The following is a 16,628-nucleotide window of genomic DNA, read 5'->3' on the forward strand; positions in this document are numbered from 1 at the left end:
GACGATCGGAGACGCCTTCTCTCGAGCGAAAACGAGCCGGCTGTGACGGTCCGAAACGGCTATCAGACCGACGCCGAACCCTACGAACGATGGAGACCGTTTCGTTCCTGCTCGCGATGGCGGTCGCGAACGCCGGCTTCGCAGTCGTTATCGTCGCACACGCCACACTGACCGACCACGACGCCGGCAACTGGCCCTACCTCACGCTCGTACTCGGGCTGGCCGGCGTCGCCGGCTACCTCTTCTACGACGGAACGGGGCCGTCGGACCCCTTCTAGGCCAGGAAGACGTGTCGCGGTCGCTTCTCGAGGACGTCCCGGCCGAACTCGACGGCGTCGGCGAAGGCGTCGCTGCGGAAGAACTGCATGGCGTCCTCGCGGGAGTCCCAGCGACTGGCGATGAACATGTCGTTCTCGTCCTCGCGGTTGACCAGCAGGTCGGTCTTCCGGTGGCCCTCCATGTCCGCCAGCAGCGCGCCGGCGTCCTCGAAGGTGTCGACGAAGTCCTCGCGGTGTTCGGGCTTGACCGCGTAGAACATCCCCATCGTCCCCCAGGAGTCGTCGCTCGCGGGGCCGTCGCCCCGCTCGCCATCGGCGCCGGCAGGCGCCCTATCGTCTCCAGCCTGCCGAACGATTTCGGGCAGGTCGGCGAGGAACCCGGCAGCGGTGTTTGCGGCGCGTTCGGTCTCCCAGAGGCTGACGACGGCGGTCTCGCTCTCCTCGTCGGCGAGCTCGCTCGGCTCGCGGGTACCCCGCTCGCCGTTCCGAGGCGGCTTCGCCGCCTCGCTCGGCCCGTAGACGGCCGTCTTGACGTGGGTGTCGTAGTGATCGAAGTTCGTTCGTAGCCCGTCGACCTCCTCGTGTAGCTCCGCGGAGTCGGCCGCCGAGTAGAGCACGACCGCGTGGACGTCCTCGCCGTGGGGCTGGCCCGCGTAGACGCCCATCTCCTCGAGTTCGCTGCGGACCGACTCCTCGTCCTCGTCGTCTCCGCCGCCGTGGTGACCGCCGGAATCGCCGTGGTGGTGGCCGCTCGAGTCGCCGTGATGGCTGTCGGTGCCATGGTGGCCGCCGTGTGCGGACTCGCCGCCGTGGTGATGGCCGTGATCGGACTCATCCTGCGGAATCGGCTCGCCCGCCAGGAACGCTCCCAGCTGCTCGGGCGGGAACCGCCGCCCGGAGAGGAACCGACCGAACTCCGCGAACCGGGAGGTCGAGGGGTCGAACCGCATCTCGTAGAGCAGATCCTTGACCTCGGTCGGGTCGTCGGCGAACAGCGTCACGCCCCACTCGAAGTCGTCGAGGCCGATGCTGCCGGAGATGATCTGGGTGACCCGCCCCGCGTACTCCTTGCCGATCTCGCCGTGACTCGAGAGGTGGTCGGCCCGCTCGTCGAACGGCAGGTCGTACCAGTTGTCCGCATCGCCGCGGCGTTTGTCCATCGGGTAGAAGCTGACGAACTCGCTGTCGGGGATCGACGGCTTCAGCCGGGTCTCGATGTACCGGCGCATCCCGGTGTCCTCGACTTCCGCGTCGTCCTCGAAGAACTCCTCGGACATGTACCCCGAGACCTCGGTAACGGAGAGGTACGAATCCGCCCGCTCGGTGTACTCCGCGAGCGCGGTCTGCTCGAACCCGCGCTCCAGCGCATCGATGTCGGATAGCGTGGGCCGCAGGTGGAGCACCAGCAGGTCGGCCTTGTGGCCGAGCATCGCGAACGTCGCCGACTCTCCCTCCTCGGCGTCGACGGCGTCCTCGGCGGCCGAGAGGTAGTCGATTCCCTCCTCGAGCGCGCTCGAGCGGTGCCGTTCGGGAGCGTCCCGCCAGGCGTCCCAGTCGATCGACCGGAAGTCGTGGAGCACGTACCAGCCCTCTTCGGTCTGTGGCGGTCGTCGTCGTTCCATACGCGCGGGTTAGGCCGGCGCCGTCAAGAAGGACAGGGTTTCGCGCTGTCGTCCGTTCAGTATGGGACCCCCGCGAATGTCTGCCGCTACTTCAGGTTCCTCGAGGACGAACACCAACCGATGCCCCGAACCGACCCACGGTCGCGCCGATCGACGCTCCGGCTGGTCGGCGCGACCGCCGGAGTCGCGCTCGCCGCCGGCTGCACCGAAGGAACGGGCGACGGCGAGGGCGAGCCCGATCAGAACGAGAGCGACGAGACGGTCACCGACGAAGCCGATACCGACGACCCCGATCCACCGGAGGACGACGAGGACGAGTGGGCGGACGTCTCGACGCTCGAGTTCGAAGCCGACGCCGACGGCTGGATCGGTCTCGAGCCCGAGGCTATCGAGGACGTGGAGAACCCGGATATCGTTCTCTACGAGGGTCGCGAGTACGAGTTCCGGGTCACGAACGGGGACGGAGACGTCCACAACTTCGCACTGTGGGACGGGTCCGAGCCCGTCGCGGCCTCGGTGTTCCTCGAGAGCGAAGGGGAGTCGACGACGATCGACGTCGAGGTGACCGCCGAAGTCCAACAGTACCTCTGTGAAACGCACCCGGAGGTGATGGCCGGTGCCGTCGAACTCCGAGCGGAGTAGTCCTTGGCATCCGAGGTCGCCCATCTCGAACACCGCACCAACCTTCGGTTATGGGGAGAGTCTGGCTCGTCTTCGAGTCGACCCCGACAGTACACTCGGTACGAGGTGTCTCGCGTGGGACACTCGGTCCAGGGTGTCCCCCCGCCGGTCGCCAGAACTCACCGGGCGGTTCGAATCGCCGACGACGTCGATCGACGGCTCCGCAACCCGCGTTCCCCTCGAGCCTTCGTAAACGGGGGTGACCGAAACCCTTTACGTACGTCCGTCAAAACCTCGAGTCACATGCGGAAGAGTGGCCCGCCGAAGGGAGTGATCGCGTATCTCGTCCTCGAGTTGCTCGAGGAGAAACCCCGGTACGGGTACGAGATTCTCAAGGAGATCCGCGATATCAGCGGCGGCCACTGGGAACCGTCCTACGGCTCGGTGTACCCCATCCTCTACAAGTTCGAAGAGAAAGGGTGGGCCGAGCGGATCGAACGCGAGGACGAACCCGACCGGAAGTACTTCGAGTTGACCGACGACGGCCACGACGAACTCGCCGACCGCCGGGAGAGCGGCGCCGAGAAGGCCCGGGACTTCGCCGACGTCATCCTCGGGTTCTTCCACGTCTACGCGGCCTTCTCGACCGACGAGCGCTTCGAGATCCCCGAGATGGACGGCGAGTGGCGCTTCAACGAGGAGTTCAGCGCCTGGATCGTCGAACAGGTCGTTCGCCACCACGAACACTACTTCGACGCCGACTTCGAGCGCATCGAGGACACGCCCGAGGAGTTCTATGACCGCCACGGGATCGACGAGGAGGAGTAGTCGAACGGTCGGTCTCGAGGGCGTAACGGTTCTCTGACTCCCGTTCCGGATCGACGTCGAGAGCCACCGCGACGGGCTGTCGGAGTCAGCTCGAACGCGATCACGCTCGAAGGGAGGGGTTCGGAGAAGACCCCCGTCGACGATCGAAAGCGGCCCGCTCAGTTCAGCAGCTGTGGCCCAAACAGCATCAGCAGGAAGCTGGCGAGCATCGCCAGCCCGACCGTCGTCGTCACCATCCGAACCATCCCGCGGGTGGCGTCGATCGGCAGCCGCGACATCACTGCCTCCGTGCTGGTCCGGAGAATGTGCCCGCCGTCGAGCGGGAACGCCGGGATGCAGTTGAAAAAGCCCAGCTGAACGTTGATCCACCCGGTCCAGAACAGCAGGTTCGCGATCGCGAACACCGTCCAGTCGCCGAGCATCGAGAGCGAGCCCTCGACCTGGTAGAAGTTCTCGATCCCGCCGGTAAAGCCCGCGAAGTTGAACGGCAGGACGTCGAGAAAGCCCGCCAGCGGGAGGAACAGCGCGAAGCCGATCTTCCCGAGGAACGAGTCCACGAGCGGGCTGATCTCGGTATCGCCGTCGCCACCGAGGACGGTCAGGTAGGCGTCGGCGGGGTAGTGCTGGACGCCGAGCGCTTCGGCGGAGATGCCGGAGACGCCGGAAATCGGATGGTAGCCCGCGGTTCCGCCGCCGGTCACCTGGCTGCGCTCGCCGAGGGTGATCTCATACTCGACGCGCTCGCCGTCGAGGTAGCCGGCCACGGTCACGTCGTCGTCGGGATCGGTCGCGCCGATCCGGTCCTCGAGCGTGTCCTGGGAGTCGACGCGGTCGCCGTCGAACTCGGTGACGACCATCCGTTCGCCGGCCGGGGCGCCGGCGTTTGCGAGCGGCCCGTCCTCGGCGATTTCGACCGCCGCGCCGATCGGCACGTCCCGCTCGGCGGTCTCGCCGTCCTCGTCTATCGTCAGCGTGACGACCTCGTCGTCGCCGGCGGCCTCGAGCAGTTCGTCCTCGCTCGCGACCGACTGGCCGTCGACGGCGAAGATCGTATCGCCGACCCCGACGCCGGCCGGGTTGTCGGCGGCTGCGGCGGTAACGACCAGCGAGCGCTGGACCGTTACGGTCTCCTCGTCGTTTCGCTCGAGTTCGACCGTCTCGCCGTCGGCGGTCTCGAGCAGTTCGAGGAAGTGATCGTTGTCCTCGATCTCCTCGCCGTTTATGGCCGTGATGCGGTCGTTGGGCTCGAGGCCGGCGTCGGCAGCGGGCGAGCCGGGGGCGACCCCGCCGACGGCGGCGCCGGGAGCGACGGCGATCGAGCCGGCGACGGGTCCGAAAAGCAGGGCGAACGCGACGATCGTGATCGCGAAGTTGTTGGTGACGCCGGCGGCGAACATCCGGGTCTGGGCTCCGCGGTCGGCCTTCTTGCTGCTCTCCTGGTCGGGCTCGACGAAGGCCCCGATCGGGAGGACCGCGAGCATCGCGACGCCCATCGATTCGATGTCGATGTCCTCGACGCGACAGAGCAGGCCGTGGCCGCCCTCGTGGACGACCAGACCGACGAGCAGCCCGAAGACGATTCCTGGCGTCGCCGAGAGCGGCAGGAAGTCGTTGACGCCGGGAATGATCAACACGTTCCGGGGTTGCTGGACCGACGACGTCGGCTGGGGCGCCGACAACGCGGCGATCGCGGCGAACAGCAGAAACCCGAACATCGCGACCATGACGACGATCGCGATGCCGATTCCGATATTGGCCCACGCCCGCCAGAACCGCTTCGGTCCGGCGAGCCAGTCGAGGAACTCCCGACCGCGTTTGGTGTGAAACGTCGTGATCGGTCCCTGGGTTCCGACGTAGCTCGGCAGCAGTCCGGCGTTGCGAAGCGAGAGGATCAGAAACCAGTACGCGAGGAGACCGACGAGCACCCACGTCAGCGTCGACGAACCGAAAAGTTCCGGCATCGAGACGAAAGCGGGAGAGCCGTGTTGCATCTACCGTAGTTCGGGGTGGGTCTCTCAAATGGTTTGTGTTGGCCGGAGCCCGCCGGGGGACGGTAGAGAACCTGTTAGCGTTCCCGACGGAGTCGCGCGACGACGAACTCCCGGTCGAGCTTTCCGAGGAACGGGCCGAGCTTCGGCCCCTGCTCCTCGTCGAAGAAGAGCCGGTAGCCGGCGCCGAAGAAGTCGCCGACGCCGACGTCGTGGCGCTTCGCGGTCTCGTAGATCTCGCCCTGGATCTCGTCGGGCTCGTGGCCCGCCGCGACGAAGTCGGCGAGCTCCTCGAGGGCGTCCTCGGTCGACGGGTCGAACTCGTGATCGGGAATCTCGCTGCGCTTGAGCTCGTAGTCGAACTCGTTGCCGGTCCGACGCGCCCAGTTTCGGGCCTGCTCGACGCGCTCTAAGGCACCCTCGACGGCCCACTCGGGGGCGTCCTCGGGGATGTGGCCTTCCTTGCGGGCGACCTCCTCGCGCAGTTCGGGGTCGTCGAACATCCCGAGCACCGCGGCGAAGGTGTAGGGGAGCCGAATGCGGTCCTCACGTGGTTCGTCTACGACCAGCGGATAGACCCGCTCCGCGAACGCCTGCTCGTCATCGCTGGCCTCGACCTCGCCGAAGTAGGTCGCCTCGAAGCGGTCGAACTCGTCGACCAGCTGGTCGAGGCGTTCGATGCTGAAGTCCCGCGCCTTCGAGGGGTCCTTCGCGAAGAAGTAGCGCAGCACCTCGGGCTCGAGCAGCTCGAGCACGTCCGAGACGAGGATGACGTTCCCCTCGGAAGAGGAGAAGGGCTCGCCCTCGAGGGTGAACCACTCGTAGACCATCGGGACGGGCGGTTCGATCTCGAGGACGTTGCGGGCGACGTCCTGGCCGCTGGGCCAGGAACCCTCGGCGTGGTCCTTGCCGAACGGCTCGAAGTCGACGCCCAGGGCCTGCCACTGGCCGGGCCACTCGAAGCGCCAGGGCATCTTCCCCTCGCGGATGGTGGCCGTCCCCTCGTGGCCACAGCCCTCGATGGTCCGGTCGCCGGCGTCCATGTCGGTACAGCGGTAGTCGACGGTCGCGGGGTCGCTCTCCAAGTCGATGCCGGTGACGGTCTCGGTGATCTTTCCACACTCCTCGCAGATCGGGTTGAACGGGACGTACTCCTCGTCGACCTTGTCCTGGTACTGCGAGAGCACCTTGCGGGCCCGATCCTGATTGGCCAGGACGTGACGGGTGACGTCGTCGAACTCGCCGTCGGTGTAGAGTTCGGTCGTCGAGACCAGCTCGATCGGGACGTCCATCGCATCGGCGCTGTCCTGGATGATCCTCGAGAAGTGCGCGCCGTAGGAGTCACAGCAGCCGAAGGGGTCCGGAATGTCGGTGTACGGCGAGCCGAGGTTTCGGCCGAGCGCGCCCGCGTCGACCTCCCCCAGATCGACGAGGTTCCCCTCGAGGTCACAGAGCGTGCGAGGGAGCTTCCGAAGCGGGTCGCGGTCGTCGGCGGTAAAGACCTGGCGGACCTCGTGACCGCGCTCGCGGAGCACCTCGGCGATGTAGTAGCCCCGCATGACCTCGTTGACGTTACCCAGGTGGGGAACCCCGGAGGGCGAGATGCCGCCCTTGATCACGATCGGCTCGTCGGGATCCCGCTCCTCGACGCGATCCGCGACCGTGTCGGCCCAGAAGACGTGACGCGTGTCGTCCCCATCCTCGCGCTGGAGGGTGTAGGGGCTCTCGGCGTCCGGTTCGGCTCCGTCGTTCGGGTCGTTTCCGTCGGCGCTCATCGGTCGTTGCTCGCCCAGTAGGTCGGCTCCTCGCCGACGCCGTCGGGAACGACGTCGGTTCCCTCGTGGTCGCCGTGGCGGACCGCGCGGGCGATGCGGTCGGGGTCGGTTCCGTCGAGGACGATCGTTCGCATCCCCGAGCGCTCGATGATCTTCGCCGCCAGCAGGTCGACCGGTGCGGAGGCGCCGGCGTTCATCTCGAGGCCGGCGATGACGTCGACGAGGTCCGCCGCGGAGAGGGAGTCGTACTTCGTCGCGTCGTCGACCTCGTTGGGATCGTCGCTGTAGACGCCGGGGACGCTCGTCGCGTAGACGAGCAGGTCGGCGTCAACGTACTCCGCGAGGGCGGCCCCGACGGCGTCGGTCGTCTGTGCGGGTGCGACCCCGCCCATCACCGAGATGTCGCCGCGCCGAAGGGCGTCACCGGCTTCCTCGTAGTCCTCGGCCGGCGCGGTGACGGCGTCCTCGCCGAGCGCGGCGATGAGCAGGCGCGCGTTGAGCCGGGTGACGTCGATCCCCAGCTTGTCGAGCTCGATCTCGTTGGCCCCCAGTTCGCGGGCGGCGCCGATATACTCGCGGGCGACGCCACCGCCCCCGACGACGGTCCCCACCCGGCAGCCGTCCGCGACCAGGTCCTCGATGACCGCGGCGTGTTCGGACACCCGATCGGCCCCGGGCTCGGGGACGAGGACACTCCCGCCGATAGAAACGACCACTTTCATCCTAATGCGGTGTAGCGGGGTCGCTATCTTAAGGATTGCCAACTCCGCGGCGGCTGTGACGGGCTCCCGTGACGCCCGACAGATCGCCCCGCAAGGTGTCGATCAGTCCTCGAGCGAGAGGACCAGCGCCGATCCGTCCCGGTCGAAGGCGGTTCCGAACGGCGCGGACAGCTCCCGCATGCGCTCGCGGGCCCAGTCGGCCGCGTCGGGAGGCGCCTCGTGGACCGCACAGTCGTCGATCTCGGTCGGGTGGAGGCGACACTCGAGCACCTCCCCGTCGTCGGCGATCCGCAGCACGAACAGGAAGCTCCGATCGTTTCGCAGCCGCGAGTCGACCGCGTAGTCGTCGACGAAGTCGCCCGTATCGTAGAGGATCGGCCGTCCCTCGTGGACCTCGACTCCCTGGAAGACGTGGGCGCTGTGGCCGTGGACGACGTCGACGCCCTGCTCGACGAGCCAGCGGCCGAACTCGCGGAACGACGCGGGGGGTTCCTCGACCATGTTCGGCCCCCAGTGCAGGGAGGCGACCAGCAGGTCCGGATCCGTCCCGCGAGCACGCTCGAGCGCCTCGCGGACGCGCCGCCTCGTCTCCGGGTTCTCGCGGTCGATCTCGATCCAGGCCGTTCCCGGCGAGGCGTCGTCGGCCGCGTACTCGGGGGTGTTGTCGGTGAACGAGACGACCGCCACGTCGAGGCCGTCGACGGAGACGATGGCGGGCTCGAGCGCCTCCTCGAGCGTCTCGCCCGCACCGGTACGAGCGATTCCGGCCCCGTCCAGGTTCGCCAGGGTGTCCCGCAGTGCGATCTCCTCGTAGTCGAGGACGTGGTTGTTCGCCAGCGCGCAGACGTCGACGCCGGCTCGCTCGAGGGCAGGCACGGCCCAGTCGGGATCCGCGCGGAAGTGAAACGGGCGGTGCGTGCGTCGCCACCGGCTCCCCCGCGTCGAGAGGACGCACTCGAGGTTGATGACCAGCCCGTCGAGTCCGCGAAGCCGCTCGAGGACGGTCCCCCACACCGCGTCGACGGGGCGTCGCCGCTGGCGGTCGTCGACGACCCGACCGAGCATGACGTCGCCGGTGAAGCCGATTCGACTGACCATACCCGCGACTACGCGTCGCGGGACCAAAGACCGCTCCCCGTCGACAGCTACAAACCGGAACCGAACCAATCCTCCGACATGTACGTACTCGGCTGCCTGAACCGCGGGACGAGCGACGAACGGCTCGAGCGCGTCGTCGACCGGGTCGTCGATCGGCTCTCCCGCGAGGGACGCGTCGGCGTCGTCCGGTACGACGCGACGATCGCGGACGGCACCCAGGAATCGCTGACGATCGGCGGCGACGTCACCTACGCGCTCGGGGCCGACGGCGACTGGACCGCCTCGGGGACGGGGATGTCGGTCGCGGACGCGCTGGCGGCGCTCTCGACCGACTGCGAGTACGCCGTCGTCGTCGGCGTCCCCAGACTCCGGTACCCGACGCTCGTTGTCGGCGACCCGTCCGACGACCTCGAGAACGTCCTCGCGACCGTCTCCGGCCCCGGCGACCTCGAGGAGGACGCCCTCGTCAAGGCTCTCGAGGCGGAAGAGCCCTACGAGACCCTCGAGTCGCTCGTCGCGCGAGTCAAGCGTTCGCCCCGGGCCGACCGCTCGGGCGCCATCGCGACGTTTACGGGTCGAGTGCGGGCGAAGGACGATCCCGACGACGCGCGGACGGAGTACCTCGAGTTCGAGAAGTACGAGGGCGTCGCCGACGAGCGGATGGCCGCCCTCGAGGCGGACCTCGAGTCCCGGGACGGCGTGCTGGACGTCGAACTCTACCACCGAACCGGCGTCGTCGCCGACGGCGAGGACATCGTCTTTGTCGTCGTCCTCGCAGGTCACCGCGAGGAGGCGTTCCGAACGGTCGAGGACGGGATCAACCGGCTGAAGGACGAGGTGCCGCTGTTCAAGAAGGAAGTTACCGTCGAGGACGAGTTCTGGGTTCACGAGCGGTCGTAGCCGCCGTTCTGCCGATTCTCGAGTTCGTCCCCCCGGACGCAGAGTCGTTCCGAAGCTTGCCATAGCAGGCGGATCTCCGGAGTGTCGTTGAGCGGCATGACACTGCAAGCCCTACTGAAACAGTCTATTAAATTGTTATTTCATATAATACTATGATTTAGAAGAGAATAATACGTTAGGTAAGTCTATAAAACGTTTAACGTCGTCTCGTGCTGTCGTGAAACGTCTCGAGGGCGCCGATAATGTACCTATTATTCGACTGTGCGCTAAATGCAACCAAAAAATCGCTAATCGTCCTTACTTTATAACATATACTGGCTGCAAGAGAGTGATGTCGATGAGCACGACAGCCCAATCCTCCACGGAAAGCAAAGAACGGCGGCTGAAAAACTACCTGCGCGAACAGGTCGAAGACGGCGAGCTGTACTTCAAGGGGAAGTTCATCTCCGACGACGTCGGCATGTCCCCGAAGGAGATCGGCGCGCTGATGGTCAAACTCTCGGATTCGGACGGCGACCTCGAGGTCGAGAAGTGGTCGTACACGAGCGCGACGACCTGGCGCGTGCAGTCCGCTTGAGCTGTCGTCCTCTCGACGGACCACACCCGAACCACCCGCGCTGACGCGTCACGGACGCCACCCGGCACGGGCATCCCCCCTGATCGAACGATTGCGGTCTCACCCGCGTCCGACTGACTGTCTCGGCACGCGGGGTCACTCAGTTCTTCGAGAGCGATCGCCGTCGTCTGTAGTCGTCCTCGAAACGATTTACTCACCGATCGCACTCGAGCGGCCAGCATCGGTCGTGCTGGCCGCCGGTTCGCGAGCGGGAGTGCACTGGCTTTCAACGACGCCTATAGGGAAGGCGATTTATACGAGCAACCGCTGACTTCGGACGATGGACGACGTCGATTCGTCCGGCTACGGGGCGACGGGAGACCGGAGCCCGTCCCCGGAGAACGGACCGCCGCTCGAGCGCATCGAGTCGGTGTTTGCGGTCTACGAAACTCGACGGAAGGACGAGCAGTTCGTCTACTACGGCGATCCGCTGGTCGCCCCCGAACCGCTGATGCAGGAGTTGTGGCCGGTCTTTCGTGAGGCGGGGTACGACGTCGAGCTGACGCGGCGCCACGGCGAGTACGTCCTTGTCGCCGAACCCCGGTCTATCGGGATCGACGGGATTCCCTGGACGAACGTTCTGCTGTTGCTCGCGACCGTCGTCTCGACGCTGTTCGCCGGGTCGATGTGGTACCACATCGATCCGTTCGCGAACCCGCTGGCGATGTGGGAGGCCTGGCCGTTCATGGTCGCCATTCTGGGCGTTCTCGGCGTCCACGAGATGGGCCACTACGTGCTGAGCCGTTACCACGGGGTCGAGGCCTCCCTTCCCTACTTCATCCCGGTGCCGACGCTGATCGGGACGATGGGCGCCGTGATCAAGATGAAAGGGCGGATGCCCGACCGGAAGGCGCTGTTCGACATCGGCGTCGCCGGCCCGCTGGCGGGGCTGGTCGCGACCGTCGTCGTCACGGTCGTCGGGCTCCATCTGCCCCCTGTCACCGCGCCCGAGGACGTCGTCGCGGATCCGAACGCGATCCAGATCGAGCTCGGCTACCCCCTGCTGCTCGAGTGGCTCGCGGTCGCCTTCGATCAGCCGCTGTACCGGGAGGATCCCGCCACGGCGGTCAACCCCGTCGTCATCGGCGGCTGGGTCGGGATGTTCGTCACCTTTCTCAATCTCATCCCGGTCGGCCAGCTCGACGGCGGCCACATCCTCCGGGCGATGGCCGGGAACCTTCAGGAGACGATCGCAGCGCTGGTTCCGGGGGTGCTGTTCGGGCTCGCGGCGTACCTCTACTACGTGAGCGGCCACAGCGGCAACTCGGTGTTCATCTGGGTGTTCTGGGGGATCTTCACCGCGGTCCTGGCCTCGGTCGGCCCGGCGCGACCGGTCTCCGACGAACGGCTCGGTACCGGGCGATTCCTGCTCGGCGCCGTCACCTTCGGGCTCGGCCTGCTGTGTTTCATGCCGGTCCCGATCGCCGTCGTGCAGTGATCAGTCCTCGCCGTGGGTGTACCCCCGGTCCGCGAGGGGCTCCCCGTCGAGGGTGATTCCCTCGTCGCGCTCGAGGACGGTCCCGATCGTCGAAACCGGGACGTCGACCGCGTCGCGAACCGTCTCGAGTGCCGCCTCGGGCACCGTCGCGATCAGCTCGAAGTCCTCGCCGAACGTCGTTGCTCGCTCGAGGGCCTCCTCGCTGCGTTCCGAAATCGACCGTACGGCGTCGTCGACCGGAATCGCCTCGCTGTCGACCGCGAATCCGCAGCCGCTGGCCTCCGAAAGTTGGTGAAGCGATCGTGCCAGCCCGTCGCTCGAGTCCATCATCGCCGTCGCGTTCGGGGCGAGCGCCCGTCCGGCCGCGACCCGGGGCTCGAACCGGAACAGCTCGTTCGCGCGCTCGCAGGCGTCGGTGTCGTCCTCGCACCTGCCCCGCCGAAACAGCTCGAGGGCGGCCGCGCTCCGTCCGAGCGTTCCGGTGACGCAGACCGCGTCACCGGGTCGAGCGCCGCTGCGGGGGACGGGGTCGTCGGTCCGCCCGATCGCGGTCGTCGCGACGGTGAACTCCTCGTGGCCGTCGAGGTCGCCGCCGACGTACTCGCCGTCGACGAGTTCACAGACGTCGCGTGCGCCCCGAACGAACGCGAGCAGTTCGTCCGCGACGAACGCCGGTGCGGCGTAGGCGGCGACCGCGGCCGTCACGTCGGCCCCCATCGCGGCGACGTCCGACAGCGAGGCGCCGACCGACCGCCAGCCGGCCGTGTAGCGGCTCGTCCCGGGCGGAAAGTCCGTCCGCTCGTGGAGCATATCGGTCGTCACGACCAGCCCGTCGACGACGGCGGCGTCGTCGCCGACCGGGTCGAGTTCCCCCTCCAGCAGCGCCAGTGCGGCGCGTTCGTCCATACCCGGCGTTTCGGGGCCAGCACGAAAAACGGTCCGGACCGCGAGAACGGTCCTCGAGGTCGAGCTCGGGGAAAGACGATGGCCTTAAATGCCGCGGCAGGGAACCCAACGCCAATGGCTACGATGTACGACGTTCCGGCAGACGACCTCATCGAGGCGCTCGCCGAGGACCTCGAGGACCGACTCGACGAACCCGACTGGAGCCAGTTCGCCAAGACTGGCGTCGACCGCGAGCTGCCCCCCGAGCAGGAGGACTTCTGGGCGACCCGCGCCGCGAGCCTCCTCCGGAAGGTCGCCGACCGCGGTCCCGTCGGCGTCGAGCGACTCTCCACCGAGTACGGCGGCGGCAAGAGCGGGTCGAACCGCTACCGCGTCGCCCCCGACCGACGCACCGACGGCTCGAAGAACGTGATCCGGACGATCCTCCAGCAGCTCGAGGAGGAGGACCTCGTCGAGACCGCCGAGGGCGAGGGTCGGCGCATCACGCCCGCGGGCCGAAGCCTGCTCGACGACACCGCCGGCGAGGTTCTCGAGGAGCTCGACCGTCCGGAGCTCGAGCGCTACGCGTAAGACCGCTTTCGAAGGATCGTTTTCGGACCGCTCGCCGATCAGTGGCGTCTCTCTCTCACCGTCCGTAATCATTTTCTGCGCCCGCGCGCAAGGGCCCACTATGAGCGGCTCACCCGACGAGGAGAAACTCGAGGAGCTCCGACAGAAGAAGATGGAGCAGCTACAGGACCGCGCCGAAGGGGGCGGTGAGGCCGACCGGGCGAGCCAGGAAGCCGCCCAGCAGCAGGCCGAAGCCCAGAAGCAGGCGCTGCTCCGCCAGCACCTGACCGACGACGCGCGAAAACGGCTCAACACGGTCAAGATGAGCAAGGAACAGTTCGGCGAACAGGTCGAACAGCAGGTGATTGCGCTGGCTCGCAGCGGGCGCATCCAGGGCAAGATCGACGACGAGAAGATGAAACAGCTCCTCCAGGAGCTCAAACCCGACTCGAAGAGCTTCGACATCAAGCGCCGCTGATGGAGCTCGGACTGCTCTACAGCGGGGGCAAGGATTCGACGCTCGCGGCGCTCGTCCTCGAGGAGTTTTACGACGTCACGCTCGTCACGGTCAGCTTCGGCGTCAGCGACGACTGGAAACACGCCCGCGAGACCGCCGACACGGCCGGCTTCGAGTTCGAGCGTCTCGAACTCGAGCGCGAGGTCGCCCGGGAGGCCGTCGAGCGGATCCGCGAGGACGGCTTTCCCCGCAACGGGATCCAGCACGTCCACCAGCACGCCCTCGAGGCCCTCGCCGAGGACCGCTTCGACGCGATCGCCGACGGCACCCGCCGGGACGACCGAGTGCCGACCGTCTCCCGGGCTCAGGCCCAGAGCCTCGAGGATCGCCACGACGTCGACTACATCGCGCCGCTGTCGGGGTTCGGTCGGACGGCGGTCGACCGGCTCGTCGAGGACCACCTCGAGGTGACCGTCGGCCCGAGCGAGTCGATCGACCGCGCGGACTACGAGGCGGAGCTGCGCGCGCTCATCGCCGCGGAGGACGGCCCCGGGGCGATCGGAGAACTGTTCCCCGACCACGAGCAGACGTACGTGACGAACGTCCGGTGACCGAGCGCTACTCCCGACCGTGGTTGCGTTTCCAGAGCCCGTAGTTCAGCGTCGTCGCGAACGCGACCCAGCACAGGTACGGCACCAGCAACAGCGCCGCCCGGCGATCGATGCGCGCGAACGCCGCGATCGTCACGGCGATCGCCGGCCCGAGCGACGCGATGACGACGAGCCCCCCGAGGGTCGACCGCCGACCGAAGAAGACGAGCGACCAGAGCGCGTTCAACGCGAGCTGCAGGAGGAACGCCCGCTCGGCCCGGCGTTTTCGCCTCGGATTCGCGGTTCGGTCCCGACGGACCAGGTGCCATGCGACCCCCATCGTCGCGAACAGAACCGTCCAGACGGGCGGAAACACCCAGCCCGGCGGCGTTTTCGGCGGTTTCTCGAGGGCCGGATACCACTCGCTTACGTCGTCGGCGGTCAGCAGACCGGGGACGACGCCGGCGAGTTCGCAGAAGCCGACCGCCAGGCCCAGCTCCCGTAACTCGCCGTCGTCGAGCGTCTCGGGAGCGGTCCGATCGGTTCGCGGAGGCATACGACGCCTTCGCTGACGCCGTATAAATGTTTCCGCCCTCTCGAGCGACGAGTACGGCTCGTCGCGACCGGTGTTCCGGATTCTATCGGTCGCCGCCCAAACGAAAGGTTAGAAGGTCGCCGTCGCCGAACGGTGGGGTATGTACGACGGCATCAAGGGGTTTCGTGACTTCTACCCCGGCGAGATGGCCGCCAGGCGGGCGACCATCGACACGCTCGAGGACACCGCCCGCAGGTACGGCTTCCGCGAGATCGGCACCCCCGCGCTCGAGCGCGCGGAGATGTGGACCGACAAGAGCGGCGACGAGATCGTCGAGGAGCTGTACGCCTTCGAGGATCAGGGCGGGCGCCACGTCACGCTGACCCCCGAACTGACGCCGACGGTCGCGCGGATGGTCGTCGCCAAACAACAGGAGCTCTCGAAGCCGATCAAGTGGTTCTCGACGCGCCCGTTCTGGCGCTACGAGCAGGTCCAGCAGGGCCGCCAGCGCGAGTTCTACCAGACCAACGTCGACATCTTCGGCTCCTCGGATCCGGCGGCCGACGCCGAGATCCTCGCGTGGGCCGCCGCCGCCCTGACCGACCTCGGACTCACTGGCGACCACTTCGAGTTTCGGATCTCCCACCGGGACATCCTCGGCGGCGTGCTCGAGAGCTACGAGGCCGACGTCGACGTCACCGAGGCGATCCGAGCCGTCGACAAGTCCGACAAGATCTCCAGCGCCGAGTACCACGACCTGCTGGCGGAAGCGGGGCTGACGTACGACCAGGCCGCCGAGTTCGACGATCTCATTGCAGGAGGCGACCTCGAGGCCGTCGAATCGTTCGCCGACACCGAGCGAGTGACGGCGGCCGTCGAGAACCTCCAGAACGTCCTCGAGGCGGCCGAGGACTTCGGGGCCCGCGAGTACTGTACGATCTCGCTCGAGACGGCCCGCGGGCTCGACTACTACACCGGCGTCGTCTTCGAGTGTTTCGACTCGACGGGCGAGGTCTCCCGATCGATCTTCGGCGGCGGGCGCTACGACGACCTCATCGAGAGCTTCGGCGGCCAGCCCACCCCCGCGGTCGGGGTCGCGCCGGGCCACGCGACACTCTCCTTGCTCTGTCAGCGCGCGGGCGTCTGGCCCGAGGAGGAAGTGACCACCGACTACTACGTGCTCCAGGTCGGCGACACCCGCGCCGAGGCCGCTCGCATTACCCGCGAGCTGCGCGAGCGGGGTCACGTCGTCGAAACCGACGTCGCCGGCCGATCGTTCGGCGCTCAACTCGACTACGCGGACTCGATCAACGCCGAGACGGTCGTCATCGTTGGCGAGCAGGATCTGGCAAACGACGAGGTGACTGTCAAGGACATGGAGACCGGCGACCAGCTCCAGACCCCCGTCGAGGAGTTCCCCGGCGACCTCGAGCGCCCGACGTTCGAAGACCTCTCCTGATCGTTCCCGCCGGCGATTCCCTTCTCTCCGCGGGCACGACTGTACGCGAAACGCTCGCATTCGGTTATGCTCGCTCGAGGCCTCAGCTCTCGTATGGACGCCTCGAGAGCGAAGCAACCGGTCGAGCTGCCCGAGTCCGCCGTGACCGACCTGCAGGCTGGACTCCGCGGCGATCTCGTCGTTCCGGACGACCCCCGGTACGACGGAGCGCGAGCGGTCTGGAACGGGATGATCGACCGCTATCCC

Annotated in this window: 17 protein-coding genes; 10 read left to right on the forward strand and 7 right to left on the reverse strand. The window is 67.4% G+C overall.

From position 1 onward, the window contains the following. The first annotated feature begins 89 nt into the window (after positions 1-89). Positions 90-278 (forward strand): hypothetical protein, encoded by a 189-nt coding sequence (locus ACNA7R_RS15035; RefSeq protein ID WP_416284366.1) that lies wholly within the window; start codon positions 90-92, stop codon positions 276-278. On the opposite strand, the gene ACNA7R_RS15040 is transcribed toward ACNA7R_RS15035, so the two are convergent. Continuing rightward, positions 275-1,900, reverse strand: a complete 1,626-nt coding sequence (locus tag ACNA7R_RS15040) for a heme-binding protein (RefSeq protein ID WP_416284367.1) — start codon at positions 1,898-1,900, stop codon at positions 275-277. The genes ACNA7R_RS15035 and ACNA7R_RS15040 overlap by 4 nt on opposite strands. A gap of 120 nt (positions 1,901-2,020) precedes the next feature. Here ACNA7R_RS15040 and ACNA7R_RS15045 point away from each other — a divergent pair, with 120 nt between their 5' ends. Both ACNA7R_RS15045 and ACNA7R_RS15050 read left to right on the forward strand, forming a co-directional pair. After that, positions 2,021-2,542 carry a hypothetical protein gene (locus ACNA7R_RS15045; protein ID WP_416284368.1) on the forward strand — a complete coding sequence of 174 codons (522 nt, stop codon included), beginning with the start codon at positions 2,021-2,023 and terminating at the stop codon, positions 2,540-2,542. Positions 2,543-2,824: 282 nt separating this feature from the next. Beyond that, positions 2,825-3,349, forward strand: a complete 525-nt coding sequence (locus ACNA7R_RS15050; protein ID WP_416284369.1) for a PadR family transcriptional regulator — start codon at positions 2,825-2,827, stop codon at positions 3,347-3,349. A 158-nt stretch (positions 3,350-3,507) separates the two neighbouring features. Here ACNA7R_RS15050 and ACNA7R_RS15055 read toward each other — a convergent pair whose 3' ends face one another. The 4 genes from ACNA7R_RS15055 to ACNA7R_RS15070 form a co-directional block, all read right to left on the reverse strand. Continuing rightward, the gene (locus tag ACNA7R_RS15055) at positions 3,508-5,340 is read right to left on the reverse strand and encodes a site-2 protease family protein (protein ID WP_416284370.1); all 1,833 of its coding nucleotides are present in this window, start codon (positions 5,338-5,340) and stop codon (positions 3,508-3,510) included. Between the two features lie 74 nt (positions 5,341-5,414). After that, positions 5,415-7,112 carry a lysine--tRNA ligase gene (gene lysS, locus ACNA7R_RS15060; protein WP_416284371.1) on the reverse strand — a complete coding sequence of 566 codons (1,698 nt, stop codon included), beginning with the start codon at positions 7,110-7,112 and terminating at the stop codon, positions 5,415-5,417. Next, the gene (gene pyrH, locus ACNA7R_RS15065; RefSeq protein WP_416284372.1) at positions 7,109-7,834 is read right to left on the reverse strand and encodes a UMP kinase; all 726 of its coding nucleotides are present in this window, start codon (positions 7,832-7,834) and stop codon (positions 7,109-7,111) included. Before pyrH ends, lysS begins: the two co-directional genes overlap by 4 nt. 102 nt (positions 7,835-7,936) lie before the next feature. Then, positions 7,937-8,932 carry a CapA family protein gene (locus ACNA7R_RS15070; RefSeq protein ID WP_416284373.1) on the reverse strand — a complete coding sequence of 332 codons (996 nt, stop codon included), beginning with the start codon at positions 8,930-8,932 and terminating at the stop codon, positions 7,937-7,939. Between the two features lie 78 nt (positions 8,933-9,010). Here ACNA7R_RS15070 and ACNA7R_RS15075 point away from each other — a divergent pair, with 78 nt between their 5' ends. From ACNA7R_RS15075 to ACNA7R_RS15085, 3 genes are all read left to right on the forward strand, one after another. Beyond that, entirely contained in the window at positions 9,011-9,832 is an 822-nt protein-coding gene (locus tag ACNA7R_RS15075; protein WP_416284374.1) for a molybdopterin synthase, read from the forward strand. Between the two features lie 331 nt (positions 9,833-10,163). Further along, positions 10,164-10,409, forward strand: a complete 246-nt coding sequence (locus ACNA7R_RS15080; RefSeq protein WP_278303399.1) for a hypothetical protein — start codon at positions 10,164-10,166, stop codon at positions 10,407-10,409. A 319-nt stretch (positions 10,410-10,728) separates the two neighbouring features. Beyond that, entirely contained in the window at positions 10,729-11,886 is a 1,158-nt protein-coding gene (locus tag ACNA7R_RS15085) for a site-2 protease family protein (RefSeq protein WP_416284375.1), read from the forward strand. Here ACNA7R_RS15085 and thiL read toward each other — a convergent pair whose 3' ends face one another. Then, positions 11,887-12,792, reverse strand: a complete 906-nt coding sequence (gene thiL, locus ACNA7R_RS15090) for a thiamine-phosphate kinase (protein WP_416284376.1) — start codon at positions 12,790-12,792, stop codon at positions 11,887-11,889. A 114-nt stretch (positions 12,793-12,906) separates the two neighbouring features. Between thiL and ACNA7R_RS15095 the strand changes: the two genes are divergently transcribed. The 3 genes from ACNA7R_RS15095 to ACNA7R_RS15105 all read left to right on the forward strand — a co-directional run bounded on the left by ACNA7R_RS15095 (position 12,907) and on the right by ACNA7R_RS15105 (position 14,409). After that, on the forward strand, positions 12,907-13,362 hold the full coding sequence (locus ACNA7R_RS15095; RefSeq protein WP_416284377.1) for a 30S ribosomal protein S19e: 456 nt from the start codon (positions 12,907-12,909) through the stop codon (positions 13,360-13,362). Between the two features lie 100 nt (positions 13,363-13,462). Further along, positions 13,463-13,819 (forward strand): DNA-binding protein, encoded by a 357-nt coding sequence (locus ACNA7R_RS15100; protein ID WP_005553060.1) that lies wholly within the window; start codon positions 13,463-13,465, stop codon positions 13,817-13,819. Continuing rightward, positions 13,819-14,409 carry an asparagine synthase-related protein gene (locus tag ACNA7R_RS15105; RefSeq protein WP_416284378.1) on the forward strand — a complete coding sequence of 197 codons (591 nt, stop codon included), beginning with the start codon at positions 13,819-13,821 and terminating at the stop codon, positions 14,407-14,409. Before ACNA7R_RS15100 ends, ACNA7R_RS15105 begins: the two co-directional genes overlap by 1 nt. 7 nt (positions 14,410-14,416) lie before the next feature. Here ACNA7R_RS15105 and ACNA7R_RS15110 read toward each other — a convergent pair whose 3' ends face one another. Continuing rightward, positions 14,417-14,944: a TspO/MBR family protein gene (locus ACNA7R_RS15110; RefSeq protein WP_416284379.1), complete on the reverse strand. Its 528-nt coding sequence runs from the start codon at positions 14,942-14,944 to the stop codon at positions 14,417-14,419. 139 nt (positions 14,945-15,083) lie between these two features. Here ACNA7R_RS15110 and hisS point away from each other — a divergent pair, with 139 nt between their 5' ends. Next, positions 15,084-16,382, forward strand: coding sequence for a histidine--tRNA ligase (gene hisS, locus ACNA7R_RS15115; protein ID WP_416284380.1), 1,299 nt, complete (start codon positions 15,084-15,086; stop codon positions 16,380-16,382). Positions 16,383-16,628: the final 246 nt, after the last annotated feature.

The sequence above is a fragment of the Natronococcus sp. genome (assembly GCF_047921035.1).
Classification (GTDB): Archaea; Halobacteriota; Halobacteria; order Halobacteriales; family Natrialbaceae; genus Natronococcus.

What these genes read in the sequence shown, in the direction of transcription:
- ACNA7R_RS15035 (WP_416284366.1), top strand. Translation starts at nt 90, where the DNA reads ATGGAGACCGTTTCGTTCCTGCTCGCGATGGCGGTCGCGAACGCCGGC.
- ACNA7R_RS15040 (WP_416284367.1), bottom strand. Translation starts at nt 1,900, where the DNA reads ATGGAACGACGACGACCGCCACAGACCGAAGAGGGCTGGTACGTGCTC.
- ACNA7R_RS15045 (WP_416284368.1), top strand. Translation starts at nt 2,021, where the DNA reads ATGCCCCGAACCGACCCACGGTCGCGCCGATCGACGCTCCGGCTGGTC.
- ACNA7R_RS15050 (WP_416284369.1), top strand. Translation starts at nt 2,825, where the DNA reads ATGCGGAAGAGTGGCCCGCCGAAGGGAGTGATCGCGTATCTCGTCCTC.
- ACNA7R_RS15055 (WP_416284370.1), bottom strand. Translation starts at nt 5,340, where the DNA reads ATGCAACACGGCTCTCCCGCTTTCGTCTCGATGCCGGAACTTTTCGGT.
- lysS (WP_416284371.1), bottom strand. Translation starts at nt 7,112, where the DNA reads ATGAGCGCCGACGGAAACGACCCGAACGACGGAGCCGAACCGGACGCC.
- pyrH (WP_416284372.1), bottom strand. Translation starts at nt 7,834, where the DNA reads ATGAAAGTGGTCGTTTCTATCGGCGGGAGTGTCCTCGTCCCCGAGCCC.
- ACNA7R_RS15070 (WP_416284373.1), bottom strand. Translation starts at nt 8,932, where the DNA reads ATGGTCAGTCGAATCGGCTTCACCGGCGACGTCATGCTCGGTCGGGTC.
- ACNA7R_RS15075 (WP_416284374.1), top strand. Translation starts at nt 9,011, where the DNA reads ATGTACGTACTCGGCTGCCTGAACCGCGGGACGAGCGACGAACGGCTC.
- ACNA7R_RS15080 (WP_278303399.1), top strand. Translation starts at nt 10,164, where the DNA reads ATGTCGATGAGCACGACAGCCCAATCCTCCACGGAAAGCAAAGAACGG.
- ACNA7R_RS15085 (WP_416284375.1), top strand. Translation starts at nt 10,729, where the DNA reads ATGGACGACGTCGATTCGTCCGGCTACGGGGCGACGGGAGACCGGAGC.
- thiL (WP_416284376.1), bottom strand. Translation starts at nt 12,792, where the DNA reads ATGGACGAACGCGCCGCACTGGCGCTGCTGGAGGGGGAACTCGACCCG.
- ACNA7R_RS15095 (WP_416284377.1), top strand. Translation starts at nt 12,907, where the DNA reads ATGGCTACGATGTACGACGTTCCGGCAGACGACCTCATCGAGGCGCTC.
- ACNA7R_RS15100 (WP_005553060.1), top strand. Translation starts at nt 13,463, where the DNA reads ATGAGCGGCTCACCCGACGAGGAGAAACTCGAGGAGCTCCGACAGAAG.
- ACNA7R_RS15105 (WP_416284378.1), top strand. Translation starts at nt 13,819, where the DNA reads ATGGAGCTCGGACTGCTCTACAGCGGGGGCAAGGATTCGACGCTCGCG.
- ACNA7R_RS15110 (WP_416284379.1), bottom strand. Translation starts at nt 14,944, where the DNA reads ATGCCTCCGCGAACCGATCGGACCGCTCCCGAGACGCTCGACGACGGC.
- hisS (WP_416284380.1), top strand. Translation starts at nt 15,084, where the DNA reads ATGTACGACGGCATCAAGGGGTTTCGTGACTTCTACCCCGGCGAGATG.